Annotated in this window: 15 protein-coding genes; 4 read left to right on the forward strand and 11 right to left on the reverse strand. The window is 55.8% G+C overall.

The window, feature by feature from the left end:
• The 11 genes from GALF_RS00300 to GALF_RS00350 all read right to left on the reverse strand — a co-directional run bounded on the left by GALF_RS00300 (position 1) and on the right by GALF_RS00350 (position 12,058).
• Positions 1–354 carry a DMT family protein gene (locus tag GALF_RS00300; RefSeq protein ID WP_013292046.1) on the reverse strand — a complete coding sequence of 118 codons (354 nt, stop codon included), beginning with the start codon at positions 352–354 and terminating at the stop codon, positions 1–3.
• Positions 354–1,982, reverse strand: a complete 1,629-nt coding sequence (locus GALF_RS00305) for an NAD(P)-binding protein (RefSeq protein WP_013292047.1) — start codon at positions 1,980–1,982, stop codon at positions 354–356. Before GALF_RS00305 ends, GALF_RS00300 begins: the two co-directional genes overlap by 1 nt.
• 1 nt (position 1,983) lies before the next feature.
• The gene (locus GALF_RS00310; protein ID WP_013292048.1) at positions 1,984–2,985 is read right to left on the reverse strand and encodes a thiamine pyrophosphate-dependent enzyme; all 1,002 of its coding nucleotides are present in this window, start codon (positions 2,983–2,985) and stop codon (positions 1,984–1,986) included.
• A 10-nt stretch (positions 2,986–2,995) separates the two neighbouring features.
• A complete protein-coding gene (gene porA / locus GALF_RS00315; RefSeq protein WP_013292049.1) occupies positions 2,996–4,249 on the reverse strand; it encodes a 2-ketoisovalerate ferredoxin oxidoreductase subunit alpha in 1,254 nt (417 codons plus the stop codon).
• Entirely contained in the window at positions 4,233–4,823 is a 591-nt protein-coding gene (locus tag GALF_RS00320) for a 2-oxoacid:acceptor oxidoreductase family protein (protein WP_013292050.1), read from the reverse strand. The genes porA and GALF_RS00320 overlap by 17 nt, the downstream gene beginning before the upstream one ends.
• Positions 4,824–4,880: 57 nt before the next feature.
• Positions 4,881–5,339, reverse strand: coding sequence for an FKBP-type peptidyl-prolyl cis-trans isomerase (locus GALF_RS00325; RefSeq protein ID WP_013292051.1), 459 nt, complete (start codon positions 5,337–5,339; stop codon positions 4,881–4,883).
• A 31-nt stretch (positions 5,340–5,370) separates the two neighbouring features.
• Positions 5,371–6,057, reverse strand: a complete 687-nt coding sequence (locus GALF_RS16055) for an FKBP-type peptidyl-prolyl cis-trans isomerase (RefSeq protein WP_013292052.1) — start codon at positions 6,055–6,057, stop codon at positions 5,371–5,373.
• A 16-nt stretch (positions 6,058–6,073) separates the two neighbouring features.
• Positions 6,074–9,748, reverse strand: a complete 3,675-nt coding sequence (gene metH / locus GALF_RS00335) for a methionine synthase (RefSeq protein ID WP_013292053.1) — start codon at positions 9,746–9,748, stop codon at positions 6,074–6,076.
• 90 nt (positions 9,749–9,838) lie between these two features.
• On the reverse strand, positions 9,839–10,303 hold the full coding sequence (locus tag GALF_RS00340; RefSeq protein ID WP_013292054.1) for a phosphate-starvation-inducible PsiE family protein: 465 nt from the start codon (positions 10,301–10,303) through the stop codon (positions 9,839–9,841).
• A 20-nt stretch (positions 10,304–10,323) separates the two neighbouring features.
• Complete coding sequence (locus tag GALF_RS00345) at positions 10,324–11,814, reverse strand: YifB family Mg chelatase-like AAA ATPase (protein WP_013292055.1); 1,491 nt, start codon at positions 11,812–11,814, stop codon at positions 10,324–10,326.
• Position 11,815: 1 nt separating this feature from the next.
• A complete protein-coding gene (locus GALF_RS00350) occupies positions 11,816–12,058 on the reverse strand; it encodes an accessory factor UbiK family protein (RefSeq protein WP_013292056.1) in 243 nt (80 codons plus the stop codon).
• A 316-nt stretch (positions 12,059–12,374) separates the two neighbouring features.
• Between GALF_RS00350 and GALF_RS00355 the strand changes: the two genes are divergently transcribed.
• From GALF_RS00355 to GALF_RS15630, 4 genes are all read left to right on the forward strand, one after another.
• Positions 12,375–13,190 (forward strand): TorF family putative porin, encoded by an 816-nt coding sequence (locus GALF_RS00355; protein WP_013292057.1) that lies wholly within the window; start codon positions 12,375–12,377, stop codon positions 13,188–13,190.
• Between the two features lie 46 nt (positions 13,191–13,236).
• Positions 13,237–13,575, forward strand: a complete 339-nt coding sequence (gene glnK / locus GALF_RS00360) for a P-II family nitrogen regulator (protein WP_013292058.1) — start codon at positions 13,237–13,239, stop codon at positions 13,573–13,575.
• 10 nt (positions 13,576–13,585) lie between these two features.
• Positions 13,586–15,106, forward strand: coding sequence for an ammonium transporter (locus GALF_RS00365; protein ID WP_013292059.1), 1,521 nt, complete (start codon positions 13,586–13,588; stop codon positions 15,104–15,106).
• A 325-nt stretch (positions 15,107–15,431) separates the two neighbouring features.
• Entirely contained in the window at positions 15,432–17,582 is a 2,151-nt protein-coding gene (locus GALF_RS15630) for a methyl-accepting chemotaxis protein (protein ID WP_013292060.1), read from the forward strand.

Raw genomic sequence — 17,582 nt, forward strand, 5'->3', positions numbered from 1 at the left:
TCAATTTCTAAAAATAAAATAAACCGCGCCCATCATGCAAAGCGCGGCATACAGATAGTCCCATTTTAACGGCTGGTTCATATACAGTACCGCAAACGGTACGAATACGAGCAGCGTGATAACTTCCTGCAGGATTTTCAACTGGCCGAGATTAAGCTCGCTATAGCCGATACGGTTGGCCGGCACCTGTATCAGATATTCGAACAGCGCGATGCCCCAGCTGACCAGCGCGGCCACATACCAGGGCGATGCCGACATATTCTTCAGGTGGCCATACCACGCGAAGGTCATGAACAGGTTGGAGATGGCCAGCATCAGAATGGTGACCAGCAGCGGTTGAGAAATCAGACCCATCAGGTTTCTTCAGGCACCATCGCGATCGCACCGCAGGGGCATTCGGCCACGCACAAGCCGCAGCCCTTGCAGTAGTCGTAGTTAAACTGAAATCCTTTGCCGGGCCCGAGTTTAATCACCGCGTTATCGGGGCAGACGCCGTAGCAGTTGTCGCATTCGAAACAGTTGCCGCACGATAGACAGCGGCGCGCTTCGAACAAGGCATTGGTCTCGTTAAGTCCGCCTTGAACCTCATCGAAACTGGTCTGGCGACGGATGATATCGAGCATCGGCCGTACGGTCTTGTCAGCATCGGAGTAATACCACGGGTTGAGCTTGTCGAAGGTAGCGATCTCAGGCTTGGGGGCGGGGGTGAAACTCGCGCCATGTAGCCAGGCATCAATGTGGCGCGCAGCCTTTTTGCCATGTCCTACTGCCACGGTGACGGTGCGCTCGGACGGCACCATGTCACCGCCCGCGAAGATGCCGGGGTGACCGGTCATCATGTTGTTTGAAACCTGCACCGTGCCGTTGATGATCTCAAGGCCGGATACGCCTTCAAGCAAGGATAGATCGACGTCCTGACCCAGCGCGAGCACCAGTGAATCGGCTTCCATGGTCTCGAATTCTCCGGTCGGCTGCGGCACGCCCTGTTCGTCCAGCTCCATTTTTTCAACGGTCAGACTGCCTACCTCGGCCTGTTTGATTGTGGACAGCCACTTGATCATCACGCCTTCTTGCAGCGCTTCTTCCACTTCGAAATCATGTGCGGGCATTTTCTCGCGGGTGCGGCGATAGACGATGATGGCTTCTGTCGCTCCAAGACGCTTCGCGGTGCGCGCCACGTCAATCGCGGTGTTGCCGCCGCCATATACCACCACGCGGCGACCTAGCATCGGTTTGTCTTCACCTTCCATTGAACGCAGCACTGAGACGGCATCGACGATGTGCGCGGCATCCCCGGACGGGATATAGGTGCGTTTGGCGATATGTGCCCCGACCGCTAAAAATGCCGCATCGAAATGGCCGTCTTGCATGCTTTGTTCGATATTTTCGATGCGGGTGTTCAGTTTTAACGTTACGCCCAAATCGAGTATGCGCTGAACTTCGGCGTCCAGTACGAACCTTGGCAGCCGGTATTTCGGGATCCCGAAACGCATCATGCCGCCAGCCTGCGGGCCGGCTTCGTGGATTTCCACGCAATGTCCCGCGCGCGTCAGATGGTAGGCCGCTGACAAACCGGAGGGCCCGGCTCCTACAACCAGTACGCGTTTACCTGTTGCGGCCTGAGGTGCGTCGAATTTCCAGCCCTGCTTGATCGCTTCGTCCCCCAAAAAACGTTCTACGGAATTGATGCCGACTGAACTGTCGAGCTGGCCGCGATTGCACGCATTCTCGCAAGGGTGGTAGCACACGCGTCCCATGACGGCGGGAAGCGGATTGTCTTGCACCAGCACGCGCCAGGCCTGTTCGTAGTCGCCTGATTCGGCGTGGAACAGCCAGCCCTGAATGTTTTCGCCCGCAGGACACGCGTTGTTGCAGGGTGGCAGGCGGTTAAGATAGACAGGGCGCTCGGTGCGCCAGGTGCCGGTCAGGTTGGCAAGCGAAGTGCCGGGTTTTAAGGTGATTGCAAAAGGTCGGTTGGACATGTCAGTTCCCTCCTTCTTCGAGCAATCCGTACTTGCGGATGTTGCGGTCGGCAATCGCCTGAATACGTGCCACGGTTTCGGGGTGTGGCGTCTTGCCGAACAAATGTGCAAAACGCTTTTGCGGCTTTAGATAGTCTTCCACGGCAACCTGATGGCGGATTTTCGATACGCCCGTGACCTCGCCATGTTCGGCTTCGAACACCGGGAACAGGCCGCACTCTTTGGCCAGTCGCGCGATGCGGATGGTGTCGGCAGAGGCGGTGCCCCAGCCTAAAGGACAGGGCACGGACAGATGAATGTAGCGCGCGCCACGTATGGTCATGGCGCGTCGCACTTTGTATTCCAGATCGCGCAAGTCAGCGACGGTGGCGGTGGCAACATAAGGAATACCGTGCGCCATCGCGATTTCAGGCAGGTTCTTGCCCTGTCCGAAGAGGTTGCCGGGTTCTGCGCCTACCGGCATGGTGGTGGCGGTGCGGGCGGCAGGTGGCGTCGCGCTCGATCGTTGCACACCGGTGTTCATGTAGGCCTCGTTGTCGTAGCAGATATACAGCACATCGTCGTTGCGCTCGAACATCCCGGACAGACAGCCAAAACCGATGTCCGTCGTGCTGCCATCACCACCTTGCGCCACCACGCGCACCTCAGTGCGCCCCTTTACTTTCATTGCTGCGGCGACCCCGGTTGCAACCGCCGGCGCATTGCCGAACAGCGAATGGATCCACGGCACCTGCCATGAGGATTCAGGGTAGGGCGTTGAGAAAACCTCCAGACAGCCAGTGGCATTCACGGCAATGAGTTGATTGTTACTCCCGGCCATCGCAGCATCAATCGCGTAGCGTGCACCGAGCGCTTCGCCGCACCCTTGACAAGCGCGGTGACCGGAGTTGATTGAATTGCTGCGTAACTCGCCGGCTTGCACGCTGCGCTCCGTGTCGGAGAGCAGACGGTTGCCGACGGTGTAGGTGCCGGTCTGATAGAATTTTACTGGTTGAAATCCCACGCTGATCTCCTTAACCGAACTTTGCTGAAACGATGCCTTTGTCGTGCAGGATGTTTTCGGCGACAGGCCCGGAGCGGCGGGTTTGTTTCTCCCGCGCCAGCTGTTTGTTAACCGCATCCCAGTCCAGATCGAGGAAGGTCACCGGCGGCAGCGTTTCGGCTTCGGCCTCTCTGAACAGTTTGTGCAGCGAGGCTTTTGTGATGGGGCGCCCCCCCAGACCCGCGATCGCGGTAAAACCTTTGAGGCCGGTGCCGGTCACTGCCATGCGCACATCGGTCGCCACGATGCCGCCCATGCCGACCGCCAGACTTTTTTCGAGTACGACAAAGCGACGGCAGTTGATCAGCGCCGCCTTGACCTGTTCCAGCGGGAAGGGGCGATAACTGATAATGCCCAGCACGCCGATTTTGTGGCCTTCTGCACGCATTTCATCCACCGTGTCTTTGATGGTGCCGAGCACCGAGCCCATGGCGATAATGATGGTGTCGGCGTCTTCCGTGCAATACGTGCGGATTAGCCCGCCGCTGTCCCGCCCGAAAATCTCGCGAAATTCGCTGGCCAGTTGCGGAATGCGCTCGATGGCTTGCATCTGTTTGGCGTGCGCAAGATAGCGCACCTCCATAAAGGCTTCGGGGCCGACCATCGCGCCGATGGAAACCGGCTCGGCAGGGTCGAGTACCTGACGCGGCTCGAACGGTGGCAGATAGGCGTCTACCTGTGCTTGCGACGGAATATCGACGCGTTCGAAGGCGTGCGTCAGGATGAAACCGTCCATGCACACCATGATCGGCATGGAGAGTTCTTCGGCCAGCCGAAACGCCTGTATGTGCAGATCAACCGCTTCCTGATTGGTCTCGGCAAACAACTGCATCCAGCCCGATTCACGCTGCGAGAGCGAGTCGGAGTGATCGTTCCAGATATTGATCGGTGCACCGATGGCACGATTGGCGACCGTCATGACAATCGGCAGCCCCAGCCCCGATGCGTTGTAGACCGCCTCTGCCATGAACAGCAGGCCTTGCGATGCGGTCGCGGTGTAGGCGCGCGCACCGGCAGCGGAAGCACCTATCGCCACCGACATGGCGGCAAATTCACTCTCGACGTTGATAAATTCGCAGGGGGTGAGTTCGCCTGATTTGACGCTCTCGCCCAGCGCCTCGACGATGTGCGTCTGCGGGGAAATCGGATAGGCGCAGATGACTTCAGGGCGGCACAGTGCGATGGCTTCGGCGACCGCTTTTGAGCCTTCAGTCTGCTTTAGCATGTGCCTGCTCCTTCATTTGTTGCTGTACCCGTTCATAGGCTTCCGTTGCGGCGGTGATGTTACCTGCAGCGATTTTGCCGGTGAACCGTTCATTGATCGCGAGGATCACCGATTCCAAGCGAATGATGCCGGAGAGGGCTGCGAATCCCGCTAAAAGGGGGACGTTAGGGATGGGGCGTCCGACATGTTTGAGGCCAAGCTCAGAGGCCGGCAAGGTGCAGAATCGTTCAGGCTGTCGGCCTTTGACAAGTTCGGCGAGTCCCAGCGCTTCAATGCTGTGATGCGAATTGAGTAGCACGTAGCCATCGGGTTTTAATCCGGCGAACACGTCGATCTGATGCAGCAGAGTGGGATCCTGAATGATGATCGCATCGGGCTCCATGATCGGTTCACGCAAGCGGATTTCTTTATCCGAAATCCGGCAGAAGGCCACCACCGGCGCGCCGGTGCGCTCTGAGCCGAAGCTGGGGAAGGCCTGTGCATGACGTCCTTCTTCGAATGCCGCGACGGATAACATCTCAGCAGCGGTGACGACCCCCTGTCCGCCGCGCCCGTGAACACGAATCTGGAACATGCGACACTCCTGTGTATTGACTGGCGAAGAATTCTACGCCAGTTCCGGCAGAAAGGTTTAGTTTACGCCCAACAGTTCCACATCAAATACTAAAGTTGCATTCGCTGGAATGACGCCGCCTGCGCCGCGTGCACCGTAGCCCATGTCGGACGGGATGGTCAATGTACGCTGACCGCCGACTTTCATGCCCGCGACGCCGACATCCCAGCCCTTAATGACGTGACCTGCACCGAGCGGAAATTGGAACGGCTGGCCGCGATCGCGCGAACTGTCGAACTTTTTGCCTTTGTGGTCGGCTGCGGCTTCATCAAACAGCCAGCCTGTGTAATGTACGGATACGTTTTGTCCGGCGACGGCTTCTGCACCGGTGCCCAGTTTGACGTCGTTCTTGATCAGTTCACTCATGTTGCTCTTCTCCATTTTAGGTGCGGGGGGTGCGGCTTGTTCAGAGCACGCGGTGGTTGAAAAGGCCGCTGCTAACAGCAGGGCTATCGTCAGCTTCGGAATCAGCTTCATTTATATCTCGATGTAAATAATTAGAAATGGATTATCGCAGGCCAAGCAATTCGACGTCGAACACCAGCGTCGCGTTCGCAGGAATAACCCCGCCCGCACCGCGCCGTCCGTAGCCCATTTCAGGGGGAATGGTCAGTGTGCGGCTGCCGCCCACTTTCATGCCCGCAACGCCCGTGTCCCATCCGGAAATAACACGACCCATGCCGAGTGGAAATTCGAATGGATCGTTGCGGTCGCGTGAGCTATCGAATTTTACCCCTTTGTTTTCGGGAGATTTTTTATCGAACAGCCAGCCGGTGTAATGGACGGTCACCGTTTGTCCCGCCTGCGCCTCATCGCCTTCGCCGACTTTATTGTCCACGATTTCGGTTCTGATCACCTTAAGCAGTTTTACTTCGAACACTAGCGTTGCATTCGGTGGAATATCGTCGCCCGCGCCTTGTGCGCCATAGCCCATTTCAGGAGGAATCAGCAGCGTGCGTGTTCCGCCTTCCTTCATGCCCGCGACACCCTCGTCCCAGCCTTGAATGACGCGCCCGGCACCTAAGGGAAAGTCGAACGGGTCGTTGCGGTCGAGCGAACTGTCGAACTTGCTGCCCTTGTTGTCCGGTGCGGCATCGTCATACAGCCAGCCGGTGTAATGCACGATCACGGTTTGTCCTGCTTGAGCCTCTGCGCCTTCGCCCAAGCTTGTGTCGATTTTGATGAGTGTAGTCATGTCGGATGTTTCCTTATTAGTAGCTTAATACGGGAGCTAGCCAGCGTTCCGCGGTTTCGATGTCCCAGCCCTTGCGCTCGGCATAACTTGCCACCTGATCGCGGTCTATCTTGCCGGTCGCGAAGTATTTTGCCTCCGGGTGCGAGAAGTAGAAGCCGGAAACGGCGGCGGTGGGCAGCATCGCAAAACTGTCGGTGATAGAAATTCCGGCGCGGCGAGTCGCATCCAGCATCGCAAACAGCGGACCCTTTTCGCTGTGTTCAGGACAAGCCGGATAACCGGGAGCCGGACGGATGCCGCGATATTTCTCAGCGATCAGTGCGTCGTTGTCCAGACCTTCGTCGCTCGCATAGCCCCAGAATTCGCGGCGCACGCGTGCGTGCAGCAATTCGGCGAAGGCTTCTGCCAGACGATCGGCCAGCGCTTTTAACATGATCGCGTTGTAGTCGTCGTTCTGTGCTTCAAATTCGGCCACGCGCGCATCGATGCCGATGCCGGTCGTCACCGCGAATCCACCGATATAATCGGCCACGCCCTTAGGCGCAATGTAATCAGCCAGACAATAGTTCGGGATGGATGCAGGCTTTTTGGTTTGCTGGCGCAGATTGTGCCAGGTCATGGCGCATTCAGAACGCGTCTCGTCCGTATAGATTTCGATATCATCACCGTTGATGGTGTTAGCCGGAAACAGTCCATACACCGCATTGGCGGTGAGCCATTTTCCGTCGATGATCTGCTTTAACATTGCCTGTGCATCGGCGAACAGTTTGCGTGACTCTTCACCGACTACTTCGTCCTGCAAAATCTTCGGATAGCGTCCGGCCAGTTCCCACGCCTGAAAGAATGGCGTCCAGTCGATGTATTCAGCAATCTCGGACAAGCTGTAGTCGCGCAGTTCTTTCACGCCGGTAAACTTTGGTTTGGGCGGCGTATAGGCATTCCAGTCGGTTTTCATGCCGTGTGCACGCGCTGCTTCAAGTGTAACGTAGACGGCTTTGGATTGGCGGGCTTCATGCGTTTCGCGCGCCTCAATGTAGTCGGCTTTGATCGATGCGACATAGTCGTCACGTAAAGTGTCGGAGAGCAAATTGCTGCATACGCCGACCGCACGCGAGGCGTCGGTGACATAGATGACCGTGCCTGAAGGATAGTTGGGCTCAATCTTCACCGCCGTATGTACGCGCGAAGTTGTCGCGCCGCCGATCAGGAGCGGAATCTTGAAGCCCTGGCGTTCCATTTCTTTTGCGACATGCGCCATTTCTTCCAGCGAGGGCGTAATTAATCCGGACAGGCCGATGACGTCGACCTTGTGTTCGCGTGCGGCGTCCAGAATTTGCTGGCACGGCACCATCACGCCCATGTTCACTACCTCGAAGTTGTTGCACTGCAACACTACGGTGACGATGTTCTTGCCGATGTCATGTACGTCGCCCTTTACGGTCGCCATCAGGATTTTACCCTTGGTGCTGGTGTCGCCCGAACGCAGTTTTTCCGCCTCGATGTAGGGGATCAGGTGCGCGACCGCCTGTTTCATCACGCGGGCGGATTTGACCACCTGCGGCAAAAACATCTTGCCTGCGCCGAACAGATCGCCCACCACGTTCATGCCGCTCATCAGCGAATCTTCGATGACTTCGACCGGGAATTTAGCTGCCAGACGCGCCTCTTCAGTGTCTTCCACGATGAAGGTTGTGATGCCGCGCACCAGTGCGTGGGTTAAACGCTCCTGCACCGTGCCTTTACGCCATTCGAGATCCTCGATGATTTCCTTGCCGCCGCCTTTGACGCTCTCAGCGATTTTGACCAGTTTTTCGCCGGCATCCGGATGGCGGTTGAGCACCACGTCCTCGACGGCATCGCGCAGCTCGCGCGGAATCTCTTCGTATACGCCCAATTGACCTGCGTTGACGATGCCCATATTCATGCCGGCGCCAATGGCGTGGTACAAAAATACGGTGTGTATGGCTTCACGTACCGGCTCGTTGCCGCGGAACGAGAATGACACGTTCGATACGCCGCCGGAAATTTTGGCATAGGGCAGATTGGCCCTGATCCACTTGCAGGCCTCGATGAAATCCACCGCGTAGTTGTTGTGCTCCTCGATACCGGTCGCAATCGCGAAGATGTTCGGGTCGAAGATGATGTCCTCAGGCGGGAAGCCGACCTTGTTCACCAGAATGTCATAGCTGCGTTTGCAGATCTCGATCTTGCGGGCATAGGTGTCGGCCTGGCCCGCCTCATCGAAGGCCATCACGACTGCTGCCGCGCCGTATTTTCGAACCAGCGTCGCATACTTGATGAAGTTCTCTTCGCCTTCTTTGAGCGAAATCGAATTGACGATGGACTTGCCCTGCACGCATTTGAGGCCCGCTTCGATGATGCTCCACTTGGAGGAGTCGATCATCAGCGGTACTTTGGAGATATCGGGTTCGGAGGCGATCAGATTGAGGAAGCGCACCATCGCGGCTTCGCCGTCCAGCATCGCCTCGTCCATATTGACGTCGATCACCTGAGCGCCGGTTTCCACCTGCTGCTTGGCAACCTCGAGCGCTTCGTCGTACTTGCCCTCCAGGATCAGTCGCTTGAATTTGGCTGAACCTGTGACGTTGGCGCGCTCGCCGACATTGACGAACAGCGAGCTGTCGCTGATGTTGAACGGCTCCAGACCCGAGAGGCGGCATTCGACCGGATTTTCAGGGATTTTACGCGGCGCGATGCCTTGGACTGTTTCGGCGATCGCCTTGATGAAGGCGGGGGACGTGCCGCAGCAGCCGCCGATGATGTTCAGAAAACCGCTGGCAGCCCATTCTTTGATGTGGCCCGCCATATTCTCCGGCGTGTCGTCATATCCTGTTTCGGCCAGCGGATTGGGCAGGCCTGCGTTGGGGTGAGCGGAAACGTAACAGTTCGCTACACGCGACAATTCAGCCACGTACTGGCGTAACTCTTCCGCGCCCAGTGCGCAGTTGAGGCCGATCGACAAAGGCTGTGCATGGGCGAGCGAATTATAAAACGCTTCAGTCACCTGCCCTGTCAGCGTGCGTCCCGACGCATCGGTGATGGTGCCCGAGATCATGATGGGCAGGCGTGTGCCGCGCTCGGTGAATACCGATTGCACGGCGAAGATGGCGGCCTTGGCGTTCAGGGTGTCGAAAATGGTTTCGATCAGGATGGTATCCGCGCCGCCGTCCATCAAGCCGCGCGTCGCGTCCGAATAGTCAGCTACCAGCTGGTCGAAGCTGATGTTGCGCGCGGCCGGATCGTTCACGTCCGGTGAAATGGTCGCGGTCTTGTCGGTGGGGCCTAATACGCCTGCGACAAAACGCGGTTTGTCAGGGGTGCTGTAAGCGTCGCACGCCTCGCGCGCCAGACGTGCGCCGGCGACATTTAGCTCGTAGTTGAGTTCTGCCATGCCGTACGCTTTGAGCGTCGTCGCGTTCGCGCCGAAGGTATTGGTCTCGACGATGTCCGCACCCGCTGCCAGATATTCGCTGTGTATTGCGCGGATTACCTCGGGTTTGGTCAGCACCAGCAGGTCGTTATTGCCTTTTAGATCCTGCGGCCACTGAGCAAAACGCTCGCCCCGATAATCCGCCTCGTTCAGTTTGTAGCGCTGGATCATGGTGCCCATCGCGCCGTCCAGAATCAGGATGCGTTGCTGGATGATGTCTTCAATCAGGTGTCGGGTCATAGCAGGTAACTTGCGAAAATGAGTCGGGCATTTTACCACGCGGCGTGCGATGCGGTAAGCCGTTGGATTTACTTCTTAATTTGGATAGGGTTATTTATTTGTGACGTGTTCAACTGTTTCGACAGGTTCGGTGGAGCTGATCAGTTTGTATACGACGCCGATCACCAGTAAGGCGGCCAGCAGAAGTCCGTAATGCAGCGGGCTGAATATGGGGCCTGATCCGCCGGGTGCGCTGATCACTTGTACCGGTTGCACGATCATTTCGCGGATCACCGAAATCATGGCGACTTCGACAAATACGCGCACCGAGGTTCGCCCCGTCTGCAGGTAATGCATTTCCGCTGAAATCAGCGTTGAGAGCGTCCAGAGGATGAACAGTGAACCTAAGGCATGAAAAAATCCGCTGGTCGCATTGCCTGCATTCCATGCGTCTAAGGCTCGCGCGCCGAAATCCCAGATCACCATGATGCAGGCGATGCCCAGTGCCAGTGCCAGCAGCACGTGGATGAACTGGTTGAAGTTTTTCATGCTGTTGATCAGTTTTTGTTCGAACACCGGGCGTCTCCTTGTTAAATTTATTTATCCATGCGCCGGTATTGTACGGCTTCGGCGATGTGGGCTGTCTGCAGGGCATCGCTGCCGGCTAGATCAGCGATGGTGCGTGCCATTTTAAGGACGCGATGATAGGCGCGAGCGGACAGGTCAAGTCGCGTAATGGCCCGTTTGAGCAGTGTTTGCCCTTCGGCGTCGGGCGTACACAGTTCATCCAGTTCCGTGACGGAGAGCTGTGCATTGGGTTTATGCTGCCGGTCAATCTGGCGCTGGCGCGCCGCCTCCACGCGCGCCTGAATGTCTGAACTGCATTCGCCCGCGGATTTTTTCAGTAAATCTTGCTGCGGCACGGCGGGCACTTCAATTTGAATGTCGATGCGGTCGAGCAGCGGGCCGGAAATTTTGCCGCGATAGCGTGCAATCTGATCAGGCGTGCAGTGGCATCGCCCGTTGTAGTGGCCAAAATAGCCGCAGGGGCAGGGATTCATCGCGGCAATCAGCTGAAACTGTGCGGGAAACTCAGCGTGGCGCGCGGCGCGCGAGATGGTGATGTGTCCGGATTCGAGCGGTTCGCGCAATACTTCGAGCACGCTGCGCTCAAACTCCGGCAATTCATCGAGAAATAGCACGCCATGCATTGCCATTGAAATTTCCCCGGGGCGCGGGTTGCTTCCTCCTCCAACCAGAGCGACGCCTGACGCCGTATGGTGCGGTGCTCGATAGGGGCGCGTTTTCCAGTTCGCGATGTCGAAATTGCCGCCCAGAGACTGCAAGGCCGCGCTCTCCAGCGCTTCCTTGTCTGTCATTTGCGGCAAAATGCCGGGAAAGCGCGCCGCCAGCATGGACTTTCCGGTGCCAGGCGGCCCGATCATCAGGACACTATGGCCGCCTGCTGCGGCAATTTCCAGCGCACGTTTGACTTGCTCCTGACCTTTCACTTCGCTGAAGTCGGGATAGTGTGGCTTAACGGTCTGTGGCTGGCTCTTGAAGGGTGCAATGGATTCGCGCCCTGATAGATGCGCTGCCACTTGCAGCAGCGTTTTCGCCGGATAAATCACGGCGTGTTCCACAAGCGCGGCTTCTGCGGCATTCACTTCCGGCAGGATGAAGGCGCGTCCGGAGGTAACTGCGCGACAGGTCATTGCCAGCGTGCCGCGTACCGGGCGTACTTCACCGGTCAGTGCGAGCTCGCCCGCATATTCATATAAGCCGAGTTTGTCGGCGGGGATTTGTCCGGTTGCAGCCAGTATGCCTAGTGCAATCGGCAGATCGTAACGTCCGCTTTCTTTGGGCAGATCGGCGGGGGCTAAGTTGACGGTGATTCGTCTGGCCGGAAAGTCAAACTGGCAGTTCTGCAGCGCGGCACGCACCCGTTCACGACTTTCCTTGACTTCCGTTTCCGGCAGTCCAACGATGGTAAAGCCGGGTAATCCATTGGCCAAGTGCACCTCGACAGTCACCAGATCGGCTTCCATCCCTTCGAGTGCGCGGCTGTAGAGTACCGCGAGGCTCATGTTATTTAGGGGGTTGTTGCGCTTCCAGTTCTGCTACGCGTGCTTCGAGTGCGGTGAGTTGTTCGCGGGTACGCAGAAGCACTTGAGACTGGATATCAAACTCTTCGCGGGTGACCAGATCGAGTTTGCTAAACCCTTGCGTGAGCAGGGCGCGCACATTCTTCTCGATATCTTTGGCGGGGCCGCTTTCTGCCGCCTGACTTAACTTGGCGGAGATGTCATCGAAAATTTTCGCATTCAGCATGGTGGAGCTCCTTGGTATGGGTAATGGCTTTTTGATTCTTTTTCGCAATAACTATGCTACATAGCGTCATCACTGCGCAGGGAAGTCTATTGCAGTTTGAATCGACATTTTTGCCAGTGTAGCAAAACTGGTGCAGGCAGGCACAAAATCAGTGCATATTGGGAAAATGCTGTGCGCATATGGTGCGCAGCGCGAGTGTAGAATCCAGTCATTTATTTGTAATGTGATGAATTAAAACAAACAAATAATTGTGGCACGCATCCTGCTTATAGAAATGCGCGGGAAATATTTTTTTAAACTTTATGAAGGAATCATCATGTTGAAAAGCAAATTACTGAATACCCTTATCCTGGCTGCAATGGCTGTTCCTTGTGTGGCAATGGCTGAAGATGCGCCAGCGTCTCCGCATACGGTTTCTGCAAATGTCGGGATCGTGAGTGACTACGTTTTCCGTGGTATTTCACAAACCTCTCATAACTCAGCGATACAAGGCGGCGTTGACTATGCACATGCAAGCGGCTTTTACGCAGGGGTGTGGGGATCAAACGTGAGCTGGATTTACGATACGGCTGCAACTGCCAGTGGTAGTCCTTCGATGGAGCTCGATACCTATTTGGGTTTCAAGAATGCTTTCGCGGAAGATTTTAGTTATGACGTAGGTTTCGTCCGTTACAACTATCTGGGTACCTACACTGCGGCGGGTGGTTACGCTAAAGCGGATACCGATGAAGTTTATGGTGCGATCGGCTACAAGTGGTTCACGGCTAAGTATTCCTACGGTCTGGGCGACTTCCTGACAGTTCCCGGCGCGAAAGGCACGAATTATCTTGAGCTGAATGCCAGTGTGCCCTTGGCTGATAGCGGATTTACGGTGACTGCGCACGTGGGTCGACAAACTTACAAGGGAGCTGGTGCTGATGCTGCCGCAGCCATTACGACGGGTGCGCCAGGCACAGGTACCCCGACTTATTCCGACTACAAAGTCGGCATCACTAAGGATATCAGTGGTTATGTACTTGGCTTGGCTTACACCAGTACCAATGTCAGTTCGTTCTATACGACACCCGTTGCCACGACTAACTCTCAGTTAGGTAAAGGTACTGCTGCACTGACTTTGACTCACGCATTTTAATTGATATCGGGGCGGTGTAAATGCCGCCCCTCACCAGGAGAATATGATGAAAATGGTCACAGCGATTATCAAGCCGTTCAAGCTTGACGAAGTGCGTGAAGCCCTCTCCGCGATTGGCGTGCAGGGTATCACCGTCACTGAAGTCAAAGGGTTTGGCCGGCAAAAGGGGCATACCGAGTTGTATCGCGGCGCGGAATATGTAGTGGATTTTCTGCCTAAGGTTAAGCTGGAAGCGGCCATTGCTGCTGACCAGCTGGACAGTGTGCTTGAAGTCATCGAAAAAGCGGCTCAAACCGGCAAGATCGGCGATGGCAAAATTTTTGTGCAGGAAATCGAACAAGTGATTCGTATTCGTACCGGCGAAACCGGTTCGGACGCGCTTTAAGGAGATCGAAATGAGAAAAATATTCGCTTCATTTATGCTGATAGCCGCGTTGTGCGGACTGTCGGCGTCCGGCTTCGCGGAAGAGGCGGCGTCCGCTGTCGTATCGGCTACGGAAGTTGCGTCTGCTGTCGTTTCTGCTACGGAAGCGGCGCCTGTTATGGCTGTTGTGGCTGAAGCGGTTGTGGAGGCGGCTCCGGTTGTGGCACCCGTGCCTAACAAGGGCGATACCTCATGGATGCTGGTGGCAACCTTGCTGGTGATTATGATGTCAATCCCCGGCCTTGCGCTGTTCTACGGCGGTTTGGTACGCAGCAAAAATATGCTGTCTATCCTGATGCAGGTGTTCAGTATCTTTGCGTTGATCACAGTGCTCTGGGCGATCTACGGTTATTCGCTGGCATTTACCGAAGGCAATGCATTCATCGGTGGCTTTGATCGACTGTTCCTCAAGGGCATCTTTGATCCGATGACGGGTTCCGTAGCTAATGCGGCAACCTTTAGCAAGGGTGTCGTGATTCCGGAGTTTGTCTTTGTCGCGTTTCAGGCTACCTTTGCCGCCATCACTGTGGCGTTGATCGTCGGTGCTTTTGCTGAACGGATGAAGTTTTCTGCCGTGATGCTGTTCTCAGGTCTGTGGTTTACTTTTGCTTACTTGCCGATCGCACACATGGTGTGGTTCTGGACCGGTCCCGATGCAATCAAGGATGCCGCGACACTGGCTGTTGAAACCGTAAAAGCGGGCTGGTTGTTCCAAAAGGGTGCGTTGGACTTTGCGGGCGGTACCGTGGTGCATATCAACGCAGCGGTTGCTGGTCTGGTCGGCGCATTTATGGTTGGCAAACGTATCGGTTATGGCAAAGAGCCGATGGCACCGCACAATCTCGTGATGACCATGATCGGCGCTGCGCTGTTGTGGGTGGGCTGGTTCGGTTTCAACGCAGGCTCTGCGCTGGAAGCGGGTGGAACAGCAACGCTTGCTTTCGCTAATACGTTGATTGCAACGGCTGCTGCGGTACTGACTTGGTTGGCTGCGGAATGGCTGCTTAAGGGTAAGCCAAGCCTGTTGGGTGCTGCATCCGGTGCAGTTGCCGGTCTGGTTGCCATCACGCCGGCCTGTGGTTGGGTGGGTATCGGTGGCGGTCTGGTGATCGGTGCGCTGTCTGGCGTCGTGTGCTTCTGGGGTGTAACGGGTCTCAAGAAATTGCTGGGTGCAGATGATGCGCTCGACGTGTTCGGTATTCATGGTATCGGCGGTATCTTGGGTGCGCTGCTCACCGGTGTGTTCAACAGCTGGAGCATGGGTGGCACCGGTATCGCTGACTATGCAAACAATACCATTGTGGACACGGTCATTGCGGATCAGGTCTGGATTCAGGCCCAGGCTGTGTTGACCACGGTGATCTGGTCGGGTGTGGTGGCTTTCGTCTGCTACAAGATCGTTGACCTGACCATCGGCCTGCGTGTCGCAGCAGAAGAAGAGCGTGAAGGGCTGGATACTTCATCTCACGGCGAACGCGCTTACAACTACTAAGTTTAACTTCTCCTCCCAGGAGCCATCCTCCGGCTCCATTTTTAGGGCACCGCATGGTGCCCTTTTTTTCACATGAAATACAAGCACACAGTGCGACCATATTTCATGGGAGGCCCCCTGCGGTTCTCGCGCTACAGCTTGGGGTCAAACCCTGCTCCATCGTTACTCCTGCCAACTTCGTGCATTGCTGTTGCAAGCAGGTACATCTGTGCCCGATTTTGGTGCATGGCGCAGTCGGATCAATTAATTCCAGTTGGTTTTGTAAGGGTTTTTTATTGGCATGATTATTGCTTTAATTTTCGGTACACACAAAGGGGATACTGACATGTTAAAAAGCCAACAGATGAATTTGAGCAACAGCGAGCGATTCTGGCTTCCCTATTTTGGCAAGTGCGGCCGCTTGGCGATGGGGTGGGCCTGTTATCTAAATCAATGGCGATATCCTATTCTCGAAGAAATCTTCGACTCCATTGCCACCACGCGGGTCCGAATTTTATCTGAATGGGCCGAGCAAAAGTGGTCAGCGCTCTCGGGTATGTCGGCGCAGATTGCGCACGACTGGCCAAAATTTGACGCAGAGCTACTTGCGGAAAATCTGCGCCTCGATGGCGACTTCACGGAATTATTCGTGATTAACGCTCAGGCTGTCACCTTGTATTCGAGTTGCCGGAGCAGAGTCGGAAAAAATGATCTGAACGCAAAAGCGGTCACGCTGGGGCTTGCCGGTAAATTTCTGCATGGCCCTTATCTTGACGCTGCAACCGGTGCTCTGGGCGCGAGCAGTTCGCGGTTTCACGATGCGGTGACGCTGATGTTTTACTACCCGCTGCAAAAAGACGGGGTGTTGCTCGGTGCGGTTTGCGGCCGGGTGCCGAACGATGTGCTGGGTGACTTGATTCAGCGTGAAGCCGGACATATTTTTCACGAGTCCGGGGATAACTATTTATTCATGGTGAAAGCGGGATTTGATACGGCAATCAAAGCGGGCACTGCGTTGTCCCGTTCCCGGTTCGAAGATGCTACTTTTAGTATGGGCGACAACTTAAAGCAAGGCGTGCGTACCGATTTCGGAGTCGTATCGGTTCGGAATCACACGGAATTTGAGCTGATCTTCAATGACCCTGCGACAGGTCAGTTGCATCCCGGCGTGCGGGAGACGATACGCTGTGGTCAGAATACGTTTGTGACCTATCCCGGCTATTCCGATTATCGCCATATTCCAGTGATAGGGCGCGGTATTACATTCACACTGCCGGGTTCCATAGATAGCTGGGGGATGATGTGCGAAGCCGACCTCGAGGAGGTGTATCGTTTCCGCAGTCTTAACTTCAGGATGATGTCTGTTTATTTGGCTATGTGGGTTGCCATGATGGCCGTCATTTCAGGTATTGCACTGGCTTTCAAACCTGACGCGCAGGTGATGGCGAGTATTTGTTGCGGATTATTCTTAACCGGTGGTCTCGTGCTTCATCGCTTTGTTGCAAAACCTGTCGGGCAACGATTGCGCAGCATGGTGAGCGTGGTTCGGAATGTCGCGGAAGGGCATGGCAATCTGTCCCAGCGTCTGGACCGGGGCGATGCCAGTCGCGATGAAGCCGGGGTGTTGTCTCAATGGATCAATAGCCTGATTGATAATATCGACCGCACGGTCGGCAACGTCAGACGTGGCACGGACGGCATGGTCAATAATCAGGCACACATGGATGTGCGTAACAAAGAGGCAACCGCCGCTACAGGCGAAGTGCTGATCGCGGTGCAGGATATTTTGCAGGCGCTGGAAAAACAGATGAGTGACATTGACCTGGCAAATCTGACCACCAGCGAAATGCGGCAAGCCATGCAACTGGCAACCGATCGCGCTCGCGCGCAAGTCAGCATGGTGCAAAGCCGTACTCAGGATATCCGCGAATCGATCAAGGCGTCTTCGTTGCGTATCCGCTCGCTGGGAGAGAGTACCGAAAAGATCGGTGAGATTGCTGAGGTCATCAAGGGCATTGCCGATCAGACTAATTTACTGGCGTTGAATGCAGCCATTGAGGCCGCGCGTGCAGGTGAATTTGGCCGCGGTTTTTCAGTGGTCGCCGATGAAGTGCGTAAACTGGCTGAACGCACCAGCAGCGCGACACATGAAATCAATCTGATGATTGCATCCGTTCAGGACAAGGCGCGTGATGCGGTCGCCATTATGGAACACGGTGCGACCGGTATGGAGGAAGGGTTGCGGCTGGCAGAGGCCTCTGCTGCTGACAATTCTGGTTCTGCCGAGATTATTGAACGGATGTTTGCTACGATTTCACAGATATCGATGAGTGCAGCTGAAAGCGGGAGTAAAGTGCAAGGTGTGGCGCGTACGGCCGACTCGATGAGTGCTGCGGTGGGAGAATTGAATTTTGCCATTGCGAGCAATCGTGAAGGCACACAAAAGTTACGTCTGCTGGTTAATCAGTTCCAAATTACAGATGTTCACAATCAATAA

Source organism: Gallionella capsiferriformans ES-2, assembly GCF_000145255.1.
Classification (GTDB): Bacteria; Pseudomonadota; Gammaproteobacteria; order Burkholderiales; family Gallionellaceae; genus Gallionella; species Gallionella capsiferriformans.

Bases quoted from the DNA above. Each gene is read 5' to 3' on its own strand.
- GALF_RS00300 (WP_013292046.1), bottom strand. From the start codon at position 354: ATGGGTCTGATTTCTCAACCGCTGCTGGTCACCATTCTGATGCTGGCC.
- GALF_RS15630 (WP_013292060.1), top strand. From the start codon at position 15,432: ATGTTAAAAAGCCAACAGATGAATTTGAGCAACAGCGAGCGATTCTGG.
- GALF_RS00365 (WP_013292059.1), top strand. From the start codon at position 13,586: ATGAGAAAAATATTCGCTTCATTTATGCTGATAGCCGCGTTGTGCGGA.
- glnK (WP_013292058.1), top strand. From the start codon at position 13,237: ATGAAAATGGTCACAGCGATTATCAAGCCGTTCAAGCTTGACGAAGTG.
- porA (WP_013292049.1), bottom strand. From the start codon at position 4,249: ATGCTAAAGCAGACTGAAGGCTCAAAAGCGGTCGCCGAAGCCATCGCA.
- GALF_RS00325 (WP_013292051.1), bottom strand. From the start codon at position 5,339: ATGAAGCTGATTCCGAAGCTGACGATAGCCCTGCTGTTAGCAGCGGCC.
- GALF_RS00320 (WP_013292050.1), bottom strand. From the start codon at position 4,823: ATGTTCCAGATTCGTGTTCACGGGCGCGGCGGACAGGGGGTCGTCACC.
- GALF_RS00355 (WP_013292057.1), top strand. From the start codon at position 12,375: ATGTTGAAAAGCAAATTACTGAATACCCTTATCCTGGCTGCAATGGCT.
- GALF_RS00350 (WP_013292056.1), bottom strand. From the start codon at position 12,058: ATGCTGAATGCGAAAATTTTCGATGACATCTCCGCCAAGTTAAGTCAG.
- GALF_RS00345 (WP_013292055.1), bottom strand. From the start codon at position 11,814: ATGAGCCTCGCGGTACTCTACAGCCGCGCACTCGAAGGGATGGAAGCC.
- GALF_RS16055 (WP_013292052.1), bottom strand. From the start codon at position 6,057: ATGACTACACTCATCAAAATCGACACAAGCTTGGGCGAAGGCGCAGAG.
- metH (WP_013292053.1), bottom strand. From the start codon at position 9,748: ATGACCCGACACCTGATTGAAGACATCATCCAGCAACGCATCCTGATT.
- GALF_RS00305 (WP_013292047.1), bottom strand. From the start codon at position 1,982: ATGTCCAACCGACCTTTTGCAATCACCTTAAAACCCGGCACTTCGCTT.